The sequence below is a fragment of the Ruegeria atlantica genome, from assembly GCF_013032455.1.
GTDB classification, from domain to species: Bacteria; Pseudomonadota; Alphaproteobacteria; order Rhodobacterales; family Rhodobacteraceae; genus Ruegeria; species Ruegeria atlantica_B.
This window is the reverse complement of record NZ_WQCF01000019.1, coordinates 1-23,349: the sequence shown is the minus strand read 5'-3', so window position 1 is coordinate 23,349 and position 23,349 is coordinate 1. Positions and strand designations below refer to the sequence as shown.

Sequence of the window (23,349 nt, the reverse complement as noted above, 5' to 3'; positions counted from 1 at the left end):
TGCTGGATGAAAACATGACAAAGGATGAACGCGCCGTTCGCCAATGGTGGCGCACCTCCATCATCGACATGAAACCCGGACAGATCGCTTTTCGCGGCAACGCAATAGAGGACCTGATCGGGAACGTATCTTTCCCGCAGATAATCTGGCTGATGGTGCGGGGCGATCTGCCCAGCGACGCGCAAGCGCGTCTGTTCGAGACCGCTTTGGTCGCAGGCGTGGATCACGGTCCGCAAGCCCCCTCAATCGCGGCCGCACGTATGGCCGCCACCTGTGGAGTTGGCCTCAATAATGCGATGGCGACTGCGGTGAACATGCTGGGCGATGTGCATGGAGGTGCAGGAGAGCAGTGCGCAGAGCTGTACTATGATATTGCGGCTCGCATGGATGGCGGAGCATCGTTGACCGACGCTGTGAGGGACGGTCTGGATAGCTGGCGCGAGACCTATGGCAAGATCGTCTCGGGCTTCGGTCACAGGTTCCACAAGCCCGTCGACCCACGCGCACCCCGGCTGATGCACCTTGTACGTGATGCGGCGGCAGAAGGCACGGTTTCTGGCCGGTTTGCCGATATCGGAGAAGAGGTTCAAGCCGAGCTAGGCCGTCAACGCGGCGGTCAGCCAATCGCCATGAATATCGACGGCGCAACGGCGGTGATCTTTTGCGAACTTGGCTTTCCCGCGCCCCTGTCGCGGGGCCTGTTCTGCCTGTCCCGCTCGGTCGGAATACTTGCCCACGCTTGGGAGCAGATGAACCAGGGGGGGCGGAACAAAGGGCCGATGCCCCCGAATTACTTACCCCTCTACGAAGACAGGAATGATGACAGGTGAGACATCGAAATCCTTCCGGGTCGGCCTTATCGGCTGTGGTCGTATCAGTGATATCTATCTAAAAACACTATCCAAATTCTCGAACATCGAGGTTGTGGCTTGCGCGAGCCTCGATCCATCAGAAAGCCGCGCCAAGGCGGAACAATACGGTGTCGCCAAGGCCTGCACTCCAGATGAGGTGTTTGACGATCCGACAATTGATTGCGTTCTGAATCTGACAGTTCCGGCGGCGCATGCCGAAATCAGCCTGCGTGCGTTAGAGGCGGGCAAGCACGTCTATTCCGAAAAGCCACTGGTCATGAATCGGACAGATGGAAGGGCGATCCTGCACATGGCCTCTGAAAAGGGCTTATTGGTCGGCTGCGCGCCCGACACATTTCTGGGTGGTCGCTGGCAGACCGTTCGGCGCTTGATCGATGAGGGTGCCATTGGCAAACCGACAGGGGTTTTTGCCCATGTCGGAACGCACGGGACGGAGCGCCACCATCCCAACCCGGATTTCTACTATCAGGCTGGTGGCGGGCCTTTGCTGGACCTTGGGCCATACTACCTGACCGCCATGATTTGCAGCCTTGGTCCCGTAGACCGGGTCGCTGGAATGGCGCGGCGCACGTTCGACAAAAGGATGATCGAAAACGGCCCTCGCAACGGCGAATGGATGGACGTCGAGGTCGACACACACTCCCTAAGCCTGCTGCAGTTCTCTTCCGGAGCTATAGGGTCGATGACCATGAGCTTCGACGTCTGGGACAGCGAAACTCCGCGGTTCGAGATCTATGGTGAAGACGGGACCATCAGCATTCCTGATCCTGACCCGGTTCATGGTGCCAATATCTTTCAAGGGGATGTCTGGCTGAAAACGCGGGAGACCTCGCGCTGGTCTCATCAGCCGCGCCCATCCGGTCGCGAAGGCTGGCAGGTGGTCGACAACAAACACGGGTTCAATGTGGACAGCCGTGGTCTCGGCCTTTTGGACCTCGCATTGGCGGCACAAGAAGGACGCCAACCCCGTGCAAGTGGAGCGCTTGCCTACCATGTTTACGAGGTCATGGACGCGATTGAAAGGGCACCGAAATTAGGCGCCTATCAAACGATAGAAAGCCGTTGCGCGGCACCGGAACCTCTGCCGGTCGATTTCCTGAACGATGAGAGGAAGGAGTTGGCGCATGCCGATTGAGACACTCGACTTTGCCCAGCCATTCTTTCGCGTCCAGCACATAACTGACGAAGACAGAATATCTGTCGAGGGTCGTGCCATTGTTCTGAACCTTGGGGGACGGGACCTTTCGGTCTTGGATCAGACCGTTGCATCGCTTTCGTCTGTGATCGTGCAAGACAGCACGCTTAACAGCGTAGAACGCGCAGTAATTGTCTACGGATTCGACGCCCATGCTGATGACAATGAGCTGTTCGCATGGGTGAAAGATACTTGGCCATCCGCTTTTGATGTCCGCCAAGAGGAGCGTCTGTGCGGTGTCAGCCATTACATGTCGCCAAAGGTCTTCGTGGGTAACGTTGGACTGACCATGTACCATTCCGGTTCGGTCCCATTGAATGTCGGATTGCACAAGGATCATCCGTTCTGCCCGGTACCGGGGTTTCGCGAAGTGCATACGCAAGTCGTAGGCTTCGGCAAAATGCAGCAATGCCGCGAACGGGACGTTGAAACCCTTTACCTCGAAGAATTCATGGCTCCCGGCACGACGCACAAGCCGATGTATGATGCTGAAGGCAACTATCCCTGGCATCAATACGAGACGATTACCCCCAGCATTTTCATGGCGGTGGAAATGCTGCCGGAAGGCGTACGGGTCCCGGAAATGGAGGTTCAGAATGGCTGAGAGACTTTTACCCGAAGACCTGAACTTTGACGGCCCTTTCCCCCGCTTTTCTCGCCGTTTGAGGCTGGGCGTCGTCGGCGGGGGACGTATCTCTGTCACGCAAGCAACGGCCGCGCGGATGACTGACCGGTGGGAGGTCGTCGCGGGCGCGCTCAGTTCAAATGCCGAGCGCAGCAAAGCGCGCGGGGCCGAGTGGTTCCTGCCGGCCGAACGGTGCTACGCGTCGTTCGAGGAGATGGCACAGGCCGAGGCGGCGCGTACAGATGGCGTAGATGCCGTCATGATCACTACCCCGAACCACGTTCATTTTGAAGCTTCCAAAGCGTTTCTGGCGGCAGGCATTGACGTGCTGTGCGACAAGCCCCTGACCAACGAAGTCGCCGAGGCCGAGGGACTTGAGGAGATCACTTCGCTCACGGGGCAGGTCTTTGCCGTCGGATATGCGATGTCGTGCTTTCCAGTGATCCGTCAGGCCAAACAAATCGTGGCGGAAGGCGGCATCGGTAAAATTAATCAAATCCACGTCGAGTTTATGCAAGACTGGATGACGCCCGAAGATGTGGCTGATGCGCCGCATGTAAAGTGGCGGCTGGACCCCAAGATTTCTGGCCCGACCAGTTGCGTCGGCGATATCGGCACCCATGCCGCGCATCTCGCCAGTTTTGTCTCGGGTCTGCCGATGACCGATCTGCGGGCTGAATTCCATGTTTGCGGCGCGCCAAAGCCTTTGGAAGACACGGTATTCATGTTCACCCGTTACCAAAATGAAGTCCCCGGAACCTTGATGGCAACACGCCTTGCCCCCGGAAACCGAGGCGGGTTGCGGTTGCGGATATTCGGGAGCGAAGGAGGCCTCGAGTGGGATTTGGAGAACTCGGAACGACTGAAATTCAATCGGTTTGGTGAGCCGGATCGTATCATCAGCCGAGGTCACGGGCATGGTATGGGACCCGGTGCGGAACGCCTGATCCGCACCGCGCGCGGCTTCCCCGAAGGGGTTATCGAAGCCTGGGCCAATCTCTATACGGAATTTGCCATGGCAGTGGCCGCGCGTCGGGATGGCGTCGCGATTCCGGATGATTGGCTGACCTATCCCAGTGTCGATCAAGGCGCAGACGGTGTCCGTTTCATTGATGCCTCTGTGCGCTCTCATCAGTCCGGTGGTGACTGGGTCACTCTCTAAGGCTCTGCCAATACGAAGGTTAAGCACGCCCGGGTCGTTGCCTGGGCGTTTTTGATTTCCTGCTCAGCATTAAAAGTTGATATTTTAATAAATATCAGATATTTTTATTTACATGTGATGAAAATGAGATTCGCAGACACGTGGAGCTGCCGTTCATGGTGAAACCCGAAGAGGCTGGCGCAAGCCCCTCTCTCTATTCCTTGGCGCACCTGACGCTGATTGGCTGTACGCCGCCCGAGCTGGTCTATATCGCCGCGCGGGCCGGGTACGATGCCGTCAGCCCCCGGTTCATTCCAATGCATGTGGCTGGTGAATTCACTCAATCTCCAATCGACAAGGCGCAGGTGCAGGCGACTAAGACCGCTCTTTCCACAACTGGTCTTAAAGTCCTTGATGTCGAGCTTGCGCGCATCACCGAAGATGTCGATCCGCGCAGTTTTGAGCCTTCGTTGGAGATCGGTGGGGAATTGGGCGCTAAACGCATGATCATGAGCGCGTGGACCAACACCCGCGATGATCGTGACTTTCTGATCGACGTCTACTCCGAGACCTGCGAACTGGCGGCGCCGTATGGGCTAACTGTGGACCTGGAGTTTCCAAGCTTCTCTCGCTTGCGCACTCTGGATGAGGCGCTGGATATTGTTCGCGCCTCTGATCAACCGAATGGCGGTATTCTGGTCGATACGCTTTATCTGCACCTTAGCCGTGTAGATCTGGGAGAGCTGTTGCACGTCCCTTCGGACCTGTTTCACTTCCTGCATATCTCTGACTGCCTGCCCGGCATCGCCGATACGCGTGAGGGCATGATCCAGCTGGCCCGCGATGCGCGGCTCTATCCCGGCGAAGGCTGGATTGACTTCACCGGCATCATCGAACGGATGCCGCCCGTCGACTACTCCATTGAATTGCCCAACCAAAGCCGCGTTGCCGAGTTGGGATATGAAGAACACGCGCGTCGCTGTCTCAGCCACGCCAAGCGAACATTCGGCGAGGCGCGGTCACAGCGTCGTGTGCCCGATGCTGCAATTCTAAAACACCAAGAGGATCATCATGGGCAAAGAGCTCACTGAAAACGACCGCAACATGGCGGCTGATATGCTGGCACGCGCCCGCGCTGCCATGGCCGAGATCGAGGATTGGGATCAGGACAGGCTGGACCGCCTGTCTCAGGCCATTGCGTGGTATGCTGGGAATGAGAAAACTTTCACGCGTCTGGCCCAGCAAGGCGTGGACGAGAGCGGTATCGGAGATCGTGCGGGACGTCCAGCAAAGCGGTTCAAGATTCACATGGTGCTGCGCGATGTCCTGCGCACGCCATCGACCGGTATCGTCGAAGTCGACGAAGAAAAGGGCCTGGTTAAATATGCCAAACCTGCCGGTGTGATCGCGTCTCTGATCCCGATGACCAATCCAGCGATGACTCCTCCGGTAACCGGCGTGTCCGCCGCGAACGCCCGGAATGCCGTCATCTTTAGCCCGCACCCACGAACCGCCCATACCACCTTTGAAATGGTCGAGGTCATGCGTGCAGCTTGTCGTGCTGCCGGGGCTCCCGAGGATTTGTTTCAATCCATTCGCAAACCGTCGATCCCATTGACCCAGCACCTAATGGAAATCTGCGACCTGACTTTGGCGACGGGCGGTAAACCAATGGTCAAAGCGGCCTATAGCTCCGGGCGCCCGGCCTATGGTGTCGGCGCGGGCAATTCGTCCATCGTCATCGATGAAACCGCCGATCTGGACATCGCCGCGCAGAACACTCGCATTTCAAAGACCTCCGACTTCGGGTCGGGCTGCTCGGCCGACGGCAACATCATCATCCAGCGCTCAGTTTACGACGATATGGTCAAGGCGCTTGAAGCCGAGGGCGGCTACCTGTGTTCGGATGAAGAGAAGGCCATGCTCGAAGCGGCCATGTGGGATGAAAAGGGAAACCGTACGTTTCCGACTATCGCCTGTCCGCCGCAGCAAACGGCCAAGGTCGCCGGTTTTAGCATCCCCGAAGATCGCAAGTTTCTGATGGTTGAAAATCAGGGGCAAATCGGGCCGCAGCACAAATTCTCCAAGGAAAAACTGACCACACTGATGGCGCTGTATCACTTCGACACATTCGATGATGCGCTGGAAACGGTCAGGCAGATCTACAACACCGGGGGCAAGGGCCATTCCTGCGGCATCTACAGCCACAATGACGATCACATCGACCGGCTCGCACGTCTGGCTCCGGTCAGCCGCATGATGGTTCGACAGCCTCAGTCGAAGGCCAATGCGGGTGCCTGGACCAATGGCATGCCTATGACCAGCAGCCTGGGCTGTGGCATCTGGGGCGGCAACATCACCAACGAAAACGTCACCATGAAACACATGATGAACTACACTTGGGTCAGTCGTCCCATCCCCGAGGATCGCCCCTCGGAGCCGGACTTGTTCGGTGAGTTCTACGGACAGGAGGTTGCGTGATGGACGGAGCTAAATTGGAAGGCAAAACCGTTGCTGAGCACATCGTCGATTTCCTTGAGCGTCGTGAGGTCAAACATGTGTTCGGTCTATGCGGCCACACGAATATAGCGGTTCTGGCTGCGCTGGCGGAAAGTCCCATTGATTTCGTCACCGTGCGGCACGAACAAATCGCCAGCCATGCGGCGGACGCTTATGCCCGCGTGACGGGCAAGGCCTCGGTGGTGTTGTCCCATCTCTCCCCGGGGCTGACCAATTGCGCCACCGGGGTCGCCAACGCCGCACTGGACTGTATCCCGATGGTCGTGATCGCGGGCGATATTCCTACGCACTACTACGGCAAACATCCGCATCAGGAGGTGAACCTGCACGCAGACGCTGCGCAATGGGAGATTTATCGCCCCTTTGTCAAACGTGCATGGCGCGTAGATCGGGCAGACCTGATGGCCGAAATTCTGGAAAAGGCGTTTCATCTCGCTGAAAGCGGCCAGCCCGGGCCGGTCCTGGTCAATGTCCCCATGGACATCTTTTCAGAGGTGATCCCCTCAGACAGCTTCGACCGTATCCGCGACAACACGCGCGCGCTCAAGAAACCGTCGATTGACGATGAAACAGCGCGAGAGATTGTCGAAGCGCTGGCGAAGGCCGAATACCCGGTTGCCTATGTCGGCGGCGGTATCCTGTTGGCGCAGGCCAGTGAGGAGTTGCGCGAGTTTGTTGATCAGATGGGTCTGCCCGTAGCGCATTCCCTGATGGGCAAGGGCGCGCTGCGGGACGACCATCCGCTCGTGCTGGGAATGACCGGGTTTTGGGGCACCGAATTGGTCAACCAATCCTGTTTGAATGCGGATTACATCTTTGCCGTGGGAACCCGGTTCAAAGAGGCAGATTGTTCCAGCTGGTATCCCGGCTATACCTTCAACATCCCCGGATCGAAGGTCATTCACATCGACATCGAACCGCAGGAGATCGGCCGGAATTATCCCACCGAGATTGGCGTCGTTGCTGACGCCAAGGCCGCGTTGCGCGTCCTCAACCGGGTTGCCCGCGAGATGTATCCAGACGGTTTCAACCGCCCTACGCTGGAACGGCAGATCACGGATTTCCGGACAGAATTCAAAGCACGCAATTTGGAAATGGCGACCTCTTCGGCCTTTCCAATGATGCCCGAGCGTATTCTGGCAGATACCCGCAAGGCACTGCCCGAGGATGCCATCATCACCACGGACGTAGGGTGGAACAAGAACGGTGTCGGGCAACAGTTCGACATTTTGACGCCGGGTTCAATCCTGACCCCGGGCGGGTTCGCCACGATGGGTTTTGGCCCGCCGGGAGCGATCGGCGCAAAACTGGCAGCCCCTGACCGTGTGGTGATAAGTCTTGTTGGCGATGGGGGGTTCGGTCAGAACCCGTCGATGCTGGCAACAGCAGTCGAACTTGATCTGGGTATCATCTGGCTGGTTATGAACAACAACGCCTTCGGAACTATCGCAGGTCTGCAAAAGGCGCATTATGGTTTGACATACGGGACTACGTTCCCTGGATCAGCTGCAGCTCCCGCAAACGGACCGGGTTATGCAGACATCGCACGAGCCTACGGTGCGGAAGGGCACAGGCTCAGTGCTGCTGATGAATTGTTGCCGGCATTGGAAGCGGCAATCGCCAGCGGCAAACCAACTGTCCTTGATGTCCCGATGATCAACAACCCAACACCAACGACCGGACATTGGAACATCTTGGACATATACTCGCCGGACAAAGAGATATCTCACGTCGCGACTTGACGAAACTGGGCGCGTTCAGACGCGCCCAGTTTCTTGTGTCATTGCTCACCCGCGTTCGAGCAAATATCAACAGCTTTGTCGCGGCGCAGTCTTCGTTGTTGTGTGTCTGAACTTTTTGTTGGTTAGTTAATTTCACCGAAGCATGTGAGATAACCTCAAATTAGAGTAACATTGACTGAGATATGTGCGCTGAAAGCGTTCAAGTATTCGCAACCGCAGCGAATGACCGGTCTGGAGAGCCGCGCTGCAGCAATTATTGAGTGGGCTAAATGGCAGGTTTGGGCCGATTGGCCATCTAGGCGGCACCAGTAACCTTCAATACGGAAACACGAAGCGCGCCTAAAAGGGCAAGCAGATGCCTTTTGCTCTTTGCGCTGTACTTGGCGGCAGTTGCTGACCGCTGAATGAAGTCCGCGAATTGGTCGATGGTTAGTTCGTTGTTCTCAATACTATCGGAGAAGGGCTTCAGAACTCGTGCAATGATAGTGGTGTTTCTCTTGGCGCCTGCTTCAAGCTCTTCCTGACTGGATGCTGTGACACCTAAGATAATGTCCTCGGCGTTGGGCGAGGATTGCAGGAAGTCATAGTGCTCAACGACAGTGTGTTTGAAGATGACATCGAGCTGCGCGCCAAGATCTTCGGCTTTTTCCAGACCGGCCTCGATATCCAGGACTACCTTGTCCGCCAGGGACCGTATGGTCGCCTGCAGCACTTCATCTTTGTTGGCAAACACCTTGTAGAGGGTCTGCCGCGAGACGCCTGCCGCCCCGGCAATATCGCTCATGCCGGTTCGCTTCACCCCGTAGCGGAGAAACAGGCCTTTCGCGGCCTCGATGATGTATGCGTGGCGATCTTCCATGATTTACATATTGACAAATGATCGCTGAGTGTCAATATGATGACAATCATACATCAAGTGTCAAGTCGTCTGGAATCGATATGTCTGCACAAACTGGAAGAATCGCTATCGTCACTGGAGCCAACAATGGCATCGGATTTGAAACGACTGTCGGCATGGTCAAGGCCGGCTTTCACGTTGTTATGGCTTGCCGCAGTCAAGAGAAGGCCGAAGCTGCCAAAGTAGAGGTCCTTGCGCGGGTTCCATCTGCATCACTCGACATCATCTTGCTGGACCTGAGCGATCTCGCCTCGGTCCGAGCTTTTGCTAAGGCGTTTCGTGCCCGCTATGCAAAACTCGACGTGCTGATTAACAACGCAGGTATTCTGCTCTACTCGGCGCAAACAAATGTGGATGGCGTCGATCTGCAATTCGCCACCAACCATCTCGGGCATTTCCTTCTCACCGCTCTTCTGATCGACCTGATCCCGGATAACCCAGCATCGCGGATCGTTTCGCTGTCGAGCATTGCGCACAAGGGCGCGAGCATTCACTTCGATGATCTGACCTGTGGCCAAGACCCTGGTTTGGCCTACGGACAGTCGAAGCTTGCCTGCCTCCTGTTTGGCGACGAGCTGGACCGCCGTCTTCGGGCGTCCGGCAAGGTTCTGAAGTCGCTGACGGTGCATCCCGGCGGTTCCGATTCCGGCCTGTTCCAGGACCTGGATGACGCCTTGCGTGAGGCAATGAAGGCGCAAGTCGAACAACTGCTGCATTCTAACGAAGACGCTGCCAAACCGTCTCTGTTCGCTGCCTTGTCTGACGAGGTCGAGGGTGGGGATTACTACGGACCTACGGGCCCTGAGGAGATGAGCGGGGCGACCGGCGTCGCGATCCGCAATCCGATTTGCGACGATCATGATGTGGCCAGGCGTCTCTGGTTGCTCTCGGAAGAGATGAGTGGTCAGACGTTTACTGTCTAAGGGCGAAGCCATGAACAGCAGTGGAAAAAGAGTTGCCCTCGTGACCGGCGCTTCCAGCGGTATCGGTAAGGCCACCGCAGAAGCCCTCGCGAAGGAAGGGTTTGTCGTCTACCCGGTGGCACGCCGAGTTGAGATCATGGACGATCTGGGGGCGCTTGGGTGTATCCCGATCAAGATGGACGTCACCAAGGAGGAGGACGTTGTTGCCGTGGTCGAGCAAATTACGCGCGATCATGGCGGCGTCGATATCCTGGTGAACAACGCTGGCCTGTCAGTCTATGGCTCGGTCGAAGAAACGGATATCGATAAGGCTCGCTATCAGTTCGACGTCAATTTCTTTGGGCTTGGCCGGCTAACCCAACTGGTTTTGCCGCATATGCGCCAGCAGGGGTGGGGCAAGATCATCAACGTTTCGTCTGGCGAGGGGAGGGTGCACGCACCGTTGGCAGCCTGGTACGTCTCAAGCAAGTTTGCACTCGAAGGCTTCAGCGATTGTCTTCGTGCCGAAACAGCAAAATTCGGGATTGACGTGGTGGTCGTTCGCCCCGGCGCGATCGATACCGAGATCACGGGCGGCTTTATCGAGCCGCTACTCGGGACCTCGGGAAGCGGTCCGTACAGCACCATCGCGCGGAAAATGGCGGACTGGTTCCGCAACATGAGTGCGGAGAAAGGCACTGCGTCGCCACCCAGCGTGATTGCCAATGTCATTGTCGGGTCGATCAAGGCGTCGAAGCCCAGAACACGCTACGCCGCCGGGGTCGGCGTCAGGCAGGCAATTTTCTTCCGACGTATCCTGAGCGACCGCATGTTCGATCGGTTCATGATGCGGATGTTGGGGTGAGTTTGATGACGACACTAATGGACCGTACCTCGCGAGGCTTCGAGTTTCTGATCGTGCTCGCATCGATGATCATGCTGGGCTGGGGGTTGCTTGGGTTTCTGGAGTACTTCACAGGTTTCGCGCCCTTGATGCCGCTGCAGAACGCGACTTTCCCGGTCGGTATGCAGACCCTCCATTGGATATTGATCACCGCATCTGGGGCCACGTTTATCCTTGGGTACTTCCTGTGCTGGAGGCTCACGCCGATTGCCATGCTGGTCATGTTCACAGCGCTTGCCACCATGTGCGCCGTGCAGACCTTTGACATGTTGGAAAGCCCGGATCGCTATCGAAACTTTGTTCAGGAGTGCGTCAATTACATCATCATCTCGATCTATCTCTTCCGATCCAAGCGCATGCGGGATCGGTTCGGGAGGATCACAGTTCAGGATAGGGATGGCCCGTCGCCAATCAGCGCCTGAGACGTAAGGAAGAAAGTCATGGAAAACGGAATATCGGAAAAAGTGAGCTTCTCGCACCACAGGATTCACACCGACATCGTGATCGATGCGCCACCGGACACTGTTTGGTCGGTGCTGACCGACACGGCCAACTACGGCAATTGGGCGGCCTTCCTCGTGGGCATCAAGGGAGAGATCATGGATGGATCGAAGGTCACAGTCGATTTCCAACTCGATCCTTCAAAGGAAAAGCTGACCACTCTGGATCATACGATCAAAGTTGTGGACGGAGAGCAGTTCTACTGGGCCGAGAAAGGGCCGGGTGGAATTCGGGACAACCATCATTTCCGTGTCGAGCCCTTGGGCGAAGGAACGTCTCGCTTCGTGCAATCCGACGAGATCATAGGCGGCATCACCTTCCTTATGGGCGGTCGTTTGGCCAAGATGTACGTGGATGGCTACCAAGCCTTCAATCGCGGTCTGAAGGCCGAGGCAGAACGGCGTGCCCACTCCGACTGATAAGACACCGCGACCACTTGGGCGGGTTCTACTGACCGGCGCGACCGGGATGGTGGGGTCATCGGTCCTCGCGGCATTGCTGAACGCGGAAAGTGCGAGCGAGGTTGTTGCGCTTGGGCGCCGACCGTCGGGTCGAGATCATGAAAAACTCACGGAAGTCTCGTTCACAGATTTCGGCGACACCCAAGCCATTGAGCCATATCTCATTGGAACAGACACGGTCTTCCATTGCCTCGCCACATACTCCGCTCGGGTCAGCCGGGGCGAGTATGAAGAGATCACGGTAGACTGGCTGCGCGCTTTGCTGACAGCTTGTGAAACGGCGGCACCCAAAGCGGCGTTTTGCTTGTTTTCGGCGCAGGGTGCCCGCGCAGAGGGCGGCGGCATGTCGTTTGCATTGAAGGTTAAGGGCGAGGCGGAGAACGTGCTGTTCGCCTCCACCCTCAAACGGAAGCTCATTTTCCGTCCGGGTTACATTGCACCGTCCGGGCCGAGGAGCAGTTGGAAACCGGCAGACTATGTCTTCAAGCCTCTCCAAAGGCTCGTGCCGACAATTGGTGTGACTTCTGACGAACTGGCTCGCGCCATGCTTGAAACAGCGATGCGCGATCCTCGTGATACCGTCGTTCTCGAAAATAGAGACATGCGCGCACTGCTTGAATGAGTTCGCGTTGGCGCTATCGATCAAGCGCCTCAGCATTCCCAAACCACTCCTACTCTGTCCGAATCTATGTCCGCTTCACAGAAGCCGCAGTGCAGCAATCTTGGGTAGATTGGATGTCCGGATGGGGCCGAAAGCCACCATTGCTATCCAGGGAAGTTCTCTTTCGGGGGCAACTCTACTTGGACATTGGTAAAGTGTCTTCACTTCCCAGAACTTTGAAACAGATCCAAAAAGCTTTGTGAAAACATCAAAATCAGGCAAGCTGAGTCCGTGGAGAATTGTGCATGCCTGATGTCGCAAGCTGGCTGGCTGAACTCGGCTTAGAAAAGTACGCAAGGGATTTCGACGACGTCGAAATCGATTTTGAAACTCTTCCAGCGTTAACAGAGGAAGACCTCGTAGAGCTAGGTTTGCCACTTGGCCCAAAACGCAAGGTTTGGGCTGCTATCCAACGCCTTAATGGAGAGCTGAAGGAGCAGTCAGAGCGTGCCTTTGCGCCGGTCGAAAATGGCGGTGACGGCAAACCAAGCTCCGAAGGTGAGAGAAGGCAACTCACCGTGATGTTTGTGGATCTGGTGGGATCAACGGCCCTTTCGGCACAACTGGATGCCGAAGAAATGTCCACCATTATCAGGACCTATCAAAATGCGGTTGCCGGTGAAATTGCTCGTTTCGAAGGTCACGTCGCCAAGTTCATGGGAGACGGTGTCATTGGTTATTTCGGCTGGCCCAAGGCGCATGAGGACGAAGCCGAAAGAGCGGTACGGGCAGGCCTTGCGATTGTTCGAGCCGTGGAAAATCTCAATGTAGGGGGGCAAATGATCTCCTGCAGGGTCGGAATTGCAACTGGCATTGTTGTCGTTGGCGAGCTTGTAGGAAGAGGCACGGCGCTGGAACAAACGGTTGTAGGCGACGCACCGAACCTCGCAGCGCGGCTCGAAGCACAAGCGGGTTCCGGAGAAGTTTTGGTTTCAGAGGCAACACAGGCTCTGATCACCGGCGCATTTGAAATGGAAGCGACAGAACCTTTGTCGCTGAAAGGAATTGACGGGCCGGTGGCGGCCTACAGAGTAATTGGTGAGCAGGATCAGGAAAGCCGCTTTTCTCTGCGCTCGGACGGCATGACGCCTCCACTGGTGGGCAGGGACCAGGAACTGGCACTGTTGCTTGAACGATGGAAAACAGCGCGCAATGGTGAAGGGCAAGTCGTACTTCTGGTTGGCGAAGCGGGAATTGGCAAATCGCGCATCATGCGCGCCCTGGAAGACGCGATTGGAAACGAGTCACACACGCGGTTGATGTATCAGTGTTCTCCCTTTCACGGTGACACTGCGTTCTGGCCCGTCACCCAGCAATTGCACCGCGCTGCGAGGTGGTCCCGGGACGATGACAACGAAGCGCGGCTGACCAAGCTTGAAACACTTTTTGACCGTGATGACATGCCAATCATCGCGAAACTGGTTGGCCTGGACGGAACCGAACGATACGGCCCATGTGATCTTTCGCCTGCCGCGTTGCGTTCCAAGACGTTGGACGTATTGTCCCGGCAAGTTCTGAAGTTAGCTAACCAGCGGCCTGTAGCTTTCTTTTTGGAAGACGCACATTGGATCGACCCGACGACGCTGGAATTGCTTGAATTGACAATTGACGCGATCGAGGATGCGCCGGTGTTGATCGTGTTGACATCGCGCCCAGACAATCAGCCCGATCTCGCGGCGCATCCACATGCCACACGACTGGCGCTGAACCGTTTGGGCCGCGCGGGTGTCGATGCAATTGTCGAACGACTTGGTGGTCGGAAGCTGACGCGTGAGACTATGGAGGCGATCATTGAACGGACAGACGGCATCCCCCTGTTCGTGGAAGAACTTACTAAAGCGGTGGTAGAGAGTGGCCAAACGGCAATTCCCGCTTCGCTCCACGACTCGCTGATGGCGCGGCTGGATCGCACGCCAAAAATCAAGGAGATTGCGCAATCAGCGGCCTGTATAGGACGAGAGTTCGATCTGGGCCTTTTGGTGGTTGCGACAGAAGGCCAAGAGGACGAGTTGCGGGAAGGTCTGGCAGGATTGGCATCAGCCGAGTTGGTATTTCGACGCGGTGTGGGCGAAAACGAACGTTATGTGTTTAAGCATGCACTGGTGCGCGATGCAGCCTATGAAAGTCTTCTTTTGTCGCGGCGGCGCGTGGTACATGAGCGGCTTGCCGCAGCACTTGGAAATGTTGCACCACCGGAAATTGTCGCGCGTCACGCCGAGGCTGCCGGTCTGACTGACAAGGCCATAGAGCTATACCGCGAAGCTGGTAAAGTAGCTTTCAAACGCCCGACTTTTCGAGAGGCCGCGGCGCATTACAACTCCGCCCTGCGCTTGCTTGAGCAGGACGGCAACAGGCTTAGCGAGGCGTTGTCGGTAGCAGCAAAGCATAGTGTGACATTGATCGGTGCGGAAGGCTACACCGCCAAAAAAACGATAAAGGCTTTTGAGCGCGCGCGCCAATTGCTTGATGGATTTGATGATGCGCCAGAGTGGCCAGTCATACGATACGGAGAGTGGGTCAGTCGCTATGTCAGCGCTTCGCTGCCTGAAGCGGAAGCTATTGGGCACGCGGTTTTGAATGATATCGACATTAGTGATCAGCACAGGTTCCGAAGTGTCGCAAATCGAATGGTCGCGACTTCAAGGACAATGATGGGCAGGTTTGCCGACAGTCTGCCGTATTACCAAAAAGCCCTCAATGCCTACGATCCGTCGCGCGATTCCGATCAAGCCAACCGCTTCGGTACCGACGGAGGTGCGGCCGCGAACGTTTATCTGGCTTTGACGCACTGGTGCCTTGGCAACATTGACATTGCATATTCTCACGCTGGAAACGCGACTGCGACAGGGGACCAACCGGGGCATCCTGCGCTCAGCCGGGCTTATATTCTGGGTCACCTTTGCTACCTGAAGTATTTGAACCGCGACGCCGACGCCCTTCAATGGTCAAACAATGTGCTTGCTGTCGCGGATCAGGCACAGATCGATATCTGGCGCAGGATTGGCCTGACAACACGTGCTGCTATTCACGCGGATCGTGGCGATTTTGAAGCGGCCCTGGTAGATGCCGATGACTGTCTTGCCGCGCTGATTAAGGCGAATACGCTGTTGTTCACTGGATTTCCAATGCGCGCAAGAGCACGCGCCTATATCGGTCTAGGAATGCTGAACCAGGCCGAAAATGCACTCGCGGCAATCGAACCGATGATGGAAAGAACCAGCCAGAGGTGGGATGAGGCGGATACTTATTGTGCTCGGGGGGAACTTGCATTGGCCTTTGGCGATCCTGACAAAGCGGAAAGATGTTACCGTGAAGCCATCAGGATTGCTCAGGAGCAATCAGCGCTAAGCTGGGAAAGGCGGGCGGCGATCCCGCTCGCTCATTTGATGGCAGACCGCGGGGCCATATCAGAAGCACTTAAACTTCTGACTGACGTGCAGAACAAGTTTCGCAATCGCGTTCAGTGTAGCGATCACAACGCAGCATTAGAGCTCCTCACTGTTCTGGAGAGGTCTTAATTACTCGTGTCATCGAACCCAGTGAATACAAGATTTAACTTGAAGTAGAACAAACATAGTCTCGCCGGTCTTGTCAGAAGAACTTGGCTTGTGGCGTGTATCCGCGCGGGAATGGTTGGGCCGCGCGTTGCGAATACGGGCGGAAGTGACGACGGTAGTTTCTACATGGCTGGTGTCTATTCGCTTTTGGGCGATCCGGATCTAGCTCTGAATGTGCTCGAACGTACTGCCAAAGATGCAGGACCGGACGTGCTTCAATGGCTATCGGTCGATCCGGATCTTGATACGATCTGCGACCATCCCCGCTTCCGGGAGTTGATGAAATAAGACTAGCCTAAACGAGAAACTTACTCGTAACTTTGCTAAAATTGCTGATTTAGATGCATGCATACATATGGTTATGAGTAGCCTAATCTGACTGGTCCGGTTTGATTTTTAGTTTAGGCTGGAAAGTCATTCTTCAAGTGAAACCCTTCCAATCTAGTTTGAATATTGAGTGTTCCCCATCCAAGCCTTTGAGCGGAATCGTCATCGGGTCACGGAAATGAAATTCATTCGACCCGCCAACCATGATCCGCGTGGCATCTGATACACAGATATCACTTGGGGCAGCCAGTGACGCGATGCGGGCGGCTTTGTTTACCACTGTCCCAAAGTGATCGGCGTCAGAAGTAATCACTTCGCCGGTATGCAATCCAATGCGTACTTGCAATTTTGGTTCAGCGGATTCAGCTGCGTTGGCCTGCTGAATATTCTGCGCCGCCAGCAGGGCGGCCCTTGCGGAGGCGAAGGTAGACATGACACCATCACTAAGCGATTTCACCAATTGCCCACCGCTATCGACGATATGCGTCTCGACCAGCTTGAGGTGCCTGCGCACAGAATCGGTCCAGAGTGTATCCCCTATCGTTTCAGCAATCGTCGTACTGTCGGCAATATCAGTGAACATCACAGTCGCTATTCCGCTTTGCCCAAGCTCGTAGGGAGTAGACAGAGCAGCATCTAGAAGTTCTTCAAAACCTTTTGCCTCGTAGCCGAAGCCTTCGACATTATTGACCGGAATGGAATTGTGAACGTGCACGATTTTCCAGGAACCCTTATCGAGTTTCAGAATGACGGTGGAACGCAATTGCGCCGATTGTCCCGTTTCAATCGCGTCGATCGTTGCTTGCCACTCTACCCAACCGAGGGAACCGAATTCAAATCCACGAATTTCTTCCGGGTCCCATCGGAACCGGGGGACCTCCTGAATGTACTGCGCAATGCCGCGACGCAGCGCATCATCCCGCCACGACTCGCCCTCGTCAGAGCCAAAATAGGACAAAGCGGCATCGTCGGAGAAAAGATGCACGACCGTTTCGCCATCGCCGCGCCCATACGCTTTGATCCAACGTTCCACTATGGCTGCAAGTTCTGGCGAAGGTCGTATCGTATCTGTCATCGAATGAATGATAGCAACCACCACATCTTACGCATAGCACTGTTAAAAAAGAGAGCTAATGAAAGCCAGCTGTGGCGGCGGGGCGGAACGCCGCGGGTGGCGCAACAGATTACCACGGCATCGACCCAGTCGGAAATTAAGCCGTCACGCAAAGAACACTTTCGAGACAACTGCATCTGGCGGCTATGCCCTCGGACTCCCAGTTCGTCGTGTTCCTGATTTTGCGCTTGCAGCGAATGGAAGCTTCGCCGGGCCGCACCGCGGCATCGCTGGTAACGGCTGGATGTCTCCTCTGGGCCGTCAATGAAAGCTGCCCGTAGTATTCAGATTTCGATGACCTCTGCTATGGCATGTGCATCCTCAAGCTCAACACCGAAATACCGAACGGTACTGTCCATCTTAGTATGCCCGAGCAAGAGTTGTACCGCGCGCAGATTGCCCGTCTTTTTATAATTTTGAGTGACTTTAGTCCGCCGCATTGAATGTGTGCCGTATGCGCTTGCGTCCAAACCTATAGACGTGACCCAATCACGTACGATCCGCGCATACTGGCGCGTTGAAATGTGTAAACGCTCATGGAAACGCCCTGGCCAAAGGTACTCTGACCCGACCATGAGTTCGTCTTCCAACCACTTGTCCGGGTTCCTTCAGAAATCTCAAAGCGGACCGGTTTCTGAGTCTTGCTTTGCAGTACCGAAGCCCGCTCCTTGATCAGCCCAGAAGCCATGATGTCAACGACTTACATCTTCACAAAGTCACAGCCGCGCAACTTACTGTCGATGGCCATATTGAAGAGAGCGAGGTCACGATGGTTCTCTGCGAGCTCTAACCTTACTCGAATTGCCCAAACGTGTTTTGGTTTCAACGGTCGTTTCTAACCGACGATGCGTCCCTTGTTCCAAGCTGGGCGAAGAATGCGCATGACAGATAAGTTCGGTGTTTCCATAACTGATCCTCCGATCCGCCATGCCCGCCCACAACGACAACCCGACGTTGACGAGGGACGATATCACAGGATGTTGCGCCGCCACCGAGGTCGGCTGCGAGCCCGATGCAGACTCTTCCCACAAGGTCTCAGTGACGAAAGCAGACGAAGCAGTTCTTTTCGCTATGGGCGTAGGCGCACCACATATGGAGCATCCGTGGTGCGCTTCCATGTTCAGGCGAACGACACGCCATTATCCCTCATCGGCAGCTCTGCAATACGCACATCAAGCTGTGCAACGGCATTGGCCAGGGCAGGCGCTGCCGGAGGCGTCCCAGGTTCCCCAATCCCCGTTGGAGCCACGGCTGACGGCACAATGTATGTCTCTATGCTCTTGATGTCGGAGATCCGCAGCGGTTCGTAGTCGGGGAAATTAAATTGTTCCACCGTTCCACCGTCAAGTGTGATCTGCTCGCGCATTGCGTGGCCAATTCCGTAACCGATCGCCCCTTCCGTTTGGGCGCGAACAATGTCCGGGTTGACAGCGATGCCGCAATCCACGGCTGCGGTGACCTTTTCGATCTGAATACCGTCATTGAGGCTGCCGGAAATCTCTACTATCTCAGCCACGTAGGAACCAAAGGATTTGTGAACGGCGATCCCTTGGACATTACCTGCGGCTGGCTGGCCCCAATTGCCTTTCTCGGCAACCAGTTTCAGTACGCCTGCCTTACGCTCAGCGTCCTCGCCTCCACCATCAAGATAAGCAAGGCGGAATTCGACCGGGTCGCGCCCCACAGCCTTGGCGGCCATGTCCATCATCACTTCCATCACATAGGCTGTGTGCGTGTGACCCACGGAACGCCACCACAGAACCGTCGTGGCCTTCTTAACATCCGTCAGGCCCACCGACATGTTCGGAATGGTGTAAGGATTGTCCGCAAGGCCTTCGACAGTAGAGTGGTCGATGCCGTCCTGAACAGCGAACGACTCGAAGGGAGTGCCCTTCATAATCGACTGACCGGCGACCTGATGCTCCCAGGCTGCGATATTGCCCTCGGGGTCCAGACCGACTCGCACCTTGTGACCCGTCGCAGGGCGGTAGTACCCGCCGCGGATGTCATCCTCTCGATCCCAGACCAGTTTCACAGGCCGCGAGCGATCTGTCATCACAAAGGCCAGTGCGGCTTCGACCTGATAGTCGGCGTCAGGGGTTGCACGGCGCCCGAAGGAGCCTCCGGTCAGCATGGTATTGATGTGAATCTTTTCCGGCGTCAATTGGAATATCTGCTGATAAGCCATATGCGGACCCGTCGGCATTTGCGCACCATCATGCAGCACGATGTCGCCTTCGACTGTCTGCTCAATGGTACAGTTCAGCGGCTCCATCGGCGCATGGGCCAGTAGAGGGAAGTAGAATGTCTTTTCAACAACAGTCGCCGCGTTATCAACCGAAGCGCTGACCGCGTCCCGATCTGCTTTGTTGACGTTGTAGACTGGTGCCGCATCAAGAGCAGTCATCACCTCATCCCGGACCTCCGCCGATGAGCGTTTCTCGGCCCCTGACATGTCCCAATCCACTTCAATTGCGTTCCGTGCCTGCATGGCGGCCCAAGTGTTCTCTGCATAGACAGCTACACCGTGGTTCGTTGGCAGGGGCATCGCCATGATGAAGCCCTTAACTTCTTTCGCGGAGCTGTCGTCATAGCTTGCGACCAAACCACCAAGCTGAGGCGTGCGCTTGATCATGACAACCATCTGGTTGGGCAAGTGCAGGTCCATTCCGAATTTGGCCTGGCCGTTCACCTTGATTGGACTGTCGACACGGCGCGTGGTTTCGTTGCCTATGATCTTCCATTCGGATGGATCGCGCAGACGTGGGCTCTCGGATGGGGCAATGTCCGCCGCAGCAACCACGAAGTCACCCAGTGGCGCGGATTTCCCGCTGCCGATGACCATGCCTGCCTGAATGTCCAACGTCGCGGCGTCAACGTCCCACGCATTAGCGGCCGCTTTGATCAGCATCTCCCGCGCATTGGCGCCCGCCGTGCGGTATTGCATCCAGGAATTGGCCATGGCCGTTGAGCCGCCTGTGCCTTGGAACGGGCCAAATAACAGGTTGTTATAGAGTTCGGGGTTCGAGGGTGCGAACTCGAACTCGATTTGATCCATGGTCACGCCCAGTTCTTCGGCAATTAGGGTCGACAATCCAGTGGCTGGCCCTTGCCCCTTTTCGAAGTGTTTTATGATGGCGACGACGTTGCCGTCGCTGTCTATCTTTACAAACGGGTTCAACATCGCATCGGCACGGCCTGATGCTGCTGCGATACCATCCGCTGTTGCTCCGACAAAGAGGACTGCAGTGGTTGCTGCGGCGCTCTTGAGGAAGCCCCGACGGGAAATACTTGCGCTCATGTTTTCAAGCCTCCAAAATTTCAGCAGCGCGCTGAACACCTGCGCGGATGCGTTGGTAAGTCGCGCAGCGGCACGCGTTGCCATACATGTACTCGTCGATGTCTTCTGGGGACGGATTGGCGTTCTCGCGTAAAAGGCCAACAGCGTTCATGATCTGACCGGACTGGCAATAGCCACACTGCACAACATCTAGTTCGAGCCAGGCTTGTTGCACGGCTGATCCGACCTTGTCATTTTCCATATCCTCGATTGTGGTGATCTCAGCGTCCTCAACATCTTCAATAAATGTCTGGCACGAGCGCACTGGCTGACCGTCCATATGCACGGTACATGCTCCACAAGAGGCAACGCCGCATCCGAATTTGGTTCCAGTCAGCTTGAGTTCGTCCCGGATAACCCAAAGCAGCGGCGTTCCGGGTTCGGCCTCGATCGCGCGCGTCTGGCCATTCAGTTTTAGAGATATTGTCATGGCTATCTATTTTCCTTTTCGTCGGTGGACTATTCCCGTTTGAGAACTTCTCTGTTTTTCAGGCAGGTCGCTCTTGTGGTCGCCGGATTCTGCGCTCTGATTGCGAGTTATTTAGAGCCCCATTCGGTGTGGTCATCGTTTTTAAAACGTAGACTGAATTAGTCGCGCGAGATCGGTACCTTCAACTGGATTGCAAGCCTAGTTGTGCCTTCATCCCACCGAAGAAGGTCTCGTCATCCAGGGCTTTTCGGTTGTTCAGAAGCTCGACCGCATCCGCGCCGGCGCGGTAACGCAGCGTATTTGTACCATCGGTCACCGAAGTCCAGATGACGTCAGCCACTACACTCGGCGGAGACGCTCGTGACCTCATTTCCTCGCTACCCCAGACACCAAACAGAGCTTGGACAATTGGCTGGTACTCGGTCATTTCTTCATCGTTGACGAAATCAAACGAGCGTCCGCCAAAATCGGTTGCGATCATTCCTGGCTCAATGAGCTTCATTTTGACGCCCGCCGACTCGAGCTCGTAGTGCAGCGCTTCGGAAATGCCTTCAACGGCAAACTTCGTACCGTGATACAATGCTCCAAGCGGAAAGGTCATCTGCCCACCGATTGAAGAGATATTGACGATCGTACCTGACCGATTGGCACGCATATGCGGCAGAAGGGCCTTTGTCGTTTTCAGCAGCCCGATTACATTGGTGTCGAACTGTCGGCGGACACGTTCCATCGGAAAAGCCTCAAGCGGACCATATGCGCCGTATCCGGCGTTGTTAAGCAACACGTCTATGTTGTTGAATTTATCGATCCCGGCTGCCACGGCTGCTTCGATTGACGCAGCATCCGTCACATCGAGGCGTGTGATTAGAATGTTGTCTTTTCCCGTCAAGTCCTCTTCCTTTTCCGGTGCGCGCATCGTCGCTATTACGTTCCATCCGCGGCCGGCGAACAATCTTGCGGTTTCTTTGCCTATGCCGGACGAAGCGCCAGTAATCAAAATGGTCTGGGTCATTCGAGAGGATTCCTCATCTTGTACTCTTCCCAGATAGCATCGCAGCCAATGATCGCCGTGCCCGATCGTCCGAATAATCTGCCTATTCCTCCGGTCGCATAGCCTTTTGTGTTCCACACAGTTGCAATGAAACTATAATTCCTGAGCAAAGGAGATGCCCTCATGGTACCGGAAACTCTGATCAACGATGTCTTCCGTCACGTCGAAAACGCCGGGGTCCTTGGCACGGGATGTGAAACAGGCGTCGATGGCCTCTACGCAATCGCGAACGTTGAAACCACGGAGTGCGCGGCATCGTTTTATGAACCGATCATGTGCCTGGTACTTCAAGGGGCCAAGGAAGCTTACATGCGAGACCGTGTGGTTCGCTATGGAGCCGGCGACGCCTTGATTGTTAGTCACGCAGTTCCAGTGGAAGCGGCTGTGATAAAGGCGAGCCCTGAAGCCCCTTATGCGGCGCTAGCATTGCGGCTGGACCTTGCGCTCGCTCGCAGCTTTTATGATGAAATCGGTGGCGTTGACGAAGCGGGGCACGAAATACACTCTTTGAATGTAGCGGCGTCCGATGCTGCACTAATCGACGCGATGGATCGTTTGTTCCGTCTATCCAAAGACCCGGTGGAAGCACGTGCACTCGCTCCTCTGGTGCTAAAAGAGATCCATTTCAGACTTTTACGCGCTGAGCACGGTGGCATGTTGCGGCAATTGTTGCTCGACGGCAGCCCGGCCAGCCGAATCTCGAAAACCATTGCCATCATTCGCGACAACTTCAAAAAAAACATCGCTGTTGCCGAGTTGGCATCGGAGTGCGGAATGAGTCTTTCCGCGTTCCATGAGCATTTCAAATCCGTGACGGCCACCACGCCGTTGCAGTACCAAAAGGATCTTCGCCTTCTGGAGGCCAGGAGGTTGTTGTCGTCCAACGGCCTATCCGTCGCAGCCGCTGCATATGAGGTAGGCTACGAAAGCCCGACGCAATTTAGTCGAGAGTTTTCGAGAAAATTCGGCTTGTCTCCAATCACTCAAAAGCTCGAAGGGAGAGTTCTGCTAAAATAGCTCAAGTCTTTGTCGAGGCATTTGCAGATCGCGCATTCGATGTCTGGTTCGTCCTGATATTGTTGAAAAAGTCTGTTGATTGGATCCTGCG

General features: G+C 55.8%; 20 protein-coding genes and 1 pseudogene. 15 read left to right on the top strand and 6 right to left on the bottom strand.

All coding sequences use genetic code 11. The features are described 5' to 3' along the window. The first annotated feature begins 14 nt into the window (after window positions 1-14). From GOW93_RS19860 to GOW93_RS19830, 7 genes are all read left to right on the top strand, one after another. Window positions 15-830, top strand: coding sequence for a citryl-CoA lyase (locus tag GOW93_RS19860; protein WP_170387991.1), 816 nt, complete (start codon window positions 15-17; stop codon window positions 828-830). Beyond that, window positions 820-2,007 carry a Gfo/Idh/MocA family protein gene (locus GOW93_RS19855; RefSeq protein ID WP_254443690.1) on the top strand — a complete coding sequence of 396 codons (1,188 nt, stop codon included), beginning with the start codon at window positions 820-822 and terminating at the stop codon, window positions 2,005-2,007. Before GOW93_RS19860 ends, GOW93_RS19855 begins: the two co-directional genes overlap by 11 nt. Then, complete coding sequence (locus tag GOW93_RS19850) at window positions 1,997-2,671, top strand: hypothetical protein (RefSeq protein ID WP_170387979.1); 675 nt, start codon at window positions 1,997-1,999, stop codon at window positions 2,669-2,671. Before GOW93_RS19855 ends, GOW93_RS19850 begins: the two co-directional genes overlap by 11 nt. Then, entirely contained in the window at window positions 2,664-3,854 is a 1,191-nt protein-coding gene (locus tag GOW93_RS19845; RefSeq protein WP_170387977.1) for a Gfo/Idh/MocA family protein, read from the top strand. The genes GOW93_RS19850 and GOW93_RS19845 overlap by 8 nt, the downstream gene beginning before the upstream one ends. A 155-nt stretch (window positions 3,855-4,009) precedes the next feature. Continuing rightward, window positions 4,010-4,924 (top strand): sugar phosphate isomerase/epimerase family protein, encoded by a 915-nt coding sequence (locus GOW93_RS19840; RefSeq protein ID WP_170387975.1) that lies wholly within the window; start codon window positions 4,010-4,012, stop codon window positions 4,922-4,924. Beyond that, complete coding sequence (locus GOW93_RS19835) at window positions 4,905-6,314, top strand: aldehyde dehydrogenase family protein (protein WP_170387973.1); 1,410 nt, start codon at window positions 4,905-4,907, stop codon at window positions 6,312-6,314. Before GOW93_RS19840 ends, GOW93_RS19835 begins: the two co-directional genes overlap by 20 nt. Beyond that, complete coding sequence (locus GOW93_RS19830; RefSeq protein ID WP_170387971.1) at window positions 6,314-8,095, top strand: thiamine pyrophosphate-binding protein; 1,782 nt, start codon at window positions 6,314-6,316, stop codon at window positions 8,093-8,095. The genes GOW93_RS19835 and GOW93_RS19830 overlap by 1 nt, the downstream gene beginning before the upstream one ends. A 295-nt stretch (window positions 8,096-8,390) precedes the next feature. On the opposite strand, the gene GOW93_RS19825 is transcribed toward GOW93_RS19830, so the two are convergent. Continuing rightward, window positions 8,391-8,954 (bottom strand): TetR/AcrR family transcriptional regulator, encoded by a 564-nt coding sequence (locus tag GOW93_RS19825; RefSeq protein WP_170387969.1) that lies wholly within the window; start codon window positions 8,952-8,954, stop codon window positions 8,391-8,393. Window positions 8,955-9,034: 80 nt separating this feature from the next. Here GOW93_RS19825 and GOW93_RS19820 point away from each other — a divergent pair, with 80 nt between their 5' ends. From GOW93_RS19820 to GOW93_RS19790, 7 genes are all read left to right on the top strand, one after another. Further along, on the top strand, window positions 9,035-9,916 hold the full coding sequence (locus GOW93_RS19820) for an oxidoreductase (RefSeq protein ID WP_170387967.1): 882 nt from the start codon (window positions 9,035-9,037) through the stop codon (window positions 9,914-9,916). Window positions 9,917-9,926: 10 nt separating this feature from the next. Continuing rightward, window positions 9,927-10,760, top strand: a complete 834-nt coding sequence (locus GOW93_RS19815; RefSeq protein WP_170387964.1) for an oxidoreductase — start codon at window positions 9,927-9,929, stop codon at window positions 10,758-10,760. Window positions 10,761-10,765: 5 nt separating this feature from the next. Next, window positions 10,766-11,221 (top strand): hypothetical protein, encoded by a 456-nt coding sequence (locus tag GOW93_RS19810; protein ID WP_170387962.1) that lies wholly within the window; start codon window positions 10,766-10,768, stop codon window positions 11,219-11,221. 18 nt (window positions 11,222-11,239) lie between these two features. Further along, window positions 11,240-11,719 (top strand): SRPBCC domain-containing protein, encoded by a 480-nt coding sequence (locus GOW93_RS19805; RefSeq protein ID WP_170387960.1) that lies wholly within the window; start codon window positions 11,240-11,242, stop codon window positions 11,717-11,719. Further along, window positions 11,703-12,383 carry an NAD-dependent epimerase/dehydratase family protein gene (locus tag GOW93_RS19800; protein ID WP_170387959.1) on the top strand — a complete coding sequence of 227 codons (681 nt, stop codon included), beginning with the start codon at window positions 11,703-11,705 and terminating at the stop codon, window positions 12,381-12,383. The genes GOW93_RS19805 and GOW93_RS19800 overlap by 17 nt, the downstream gene beginning before the upstream one ends. A gap of 284 nt (window positions 12,384-12,667) precedes the next feature. Beyond that, a complete protein-coding gene (locus GOW93_RS19795; protein ID WP_170387957.1) occupies window positions 12,668-15,940 on the top strand; it encodes an AAA family ATPase in 3,273 nt (1,090 codons plus the stop codon). 165 nt (window positions 15,941-16,105) lie between these two features. After that, entirely contained in the window at window positions 16,106-16,267 is a 162-nt protein-coding gene (locus tag GOW93_RS19790; protein ID WP_170387955.1) for a TPR end-of-group domain-containing protein, read from the top strand. A gap of 133 nt (window positions 16,268-16,400) precedes the next feature. Here the strand turns inward: GOW93_RS19790 and GOW93_RS19785 are convergent, their stop codons facing one another. From GOW93_RS19785 to GOW93_RS19765, 5 genes and pseudogenes are all read right to left on the bottom strand, one after another. Beyond that, window positions 16,401-17,381, bottom strand: coding sequence for a nuclear transport factor 2 family protein (locus GOW93_RS19785; RefSeq protein WP_170501866.1), 981 nt, complete (start codon window positions 17,379-17,381; stop codon window positions 16,401-16,403). Between the two features lie 323 nt (window positions 17,382-17,704). Next, window positions 17,705-18,168: pseudogene (locus GOW93_RS19780) on the bottom strand (tyrosine-type recombinase/integrase). Between the two features lie 372 nt (window positions 18,169-18,540). Beyond that, window positions 18,541-20,721, bottom strand: coding sequence for a molybdopterin cofactor-binding domain-containing protein (locus tag GOW93_RS19775; protein ID WP_170387951.1), 2,181 nt, complete (start codon window positions 20,719-20,721; stop codon window positions 18,541-18,543). A gap of 4 nt (window positions 20,722-20,725) precedes the next feature. Continuing rightward, the gene (locus GOW93_RS19770) at window positions 20,726-21,190 is read right to left on the bottom strand and encodes a (2Fe-2S)-binding protein (RefSeq protein WP_170387949.1); all 465 of its coding nucleotides are present in this window, start codon (window positions 21,188-21,190) and stop codon (window positions 20,726-20,728) included. Between the two features lie 181 nt (window positions 21,191-21,371). Continuing rightward, window positions 21,372-22,202 (bottom strand): SDR family oxidoreductase, encoded by an 831-nt coding sequence (locus tag GOW93_RS19765; RefSeq protein ID WP_170387947.1) that lies wholly within the window; start codon window positions 22,200-22,202, stop codon window positions 21,372-21,374. 162 nt (window positions 22,203-22,364) lie between these two features. Between GOW93_RS19765 and GOW93_RS19760 the strand changes: the two genes are divergently transcribed. Next, complete coding sequence (locus tag GOW93_RS19760) at window positions 22,365-23,258, top strand: AraC family transcriptional regulator (protein ID WP_170387945.1); 894 nt, start codon at window positions 22,365-22,367, stop codon at window positions 23,256-23,258. The last annotated feature ends 91 nt before the right edge of the window (window positions 23,259-23,349 follow it).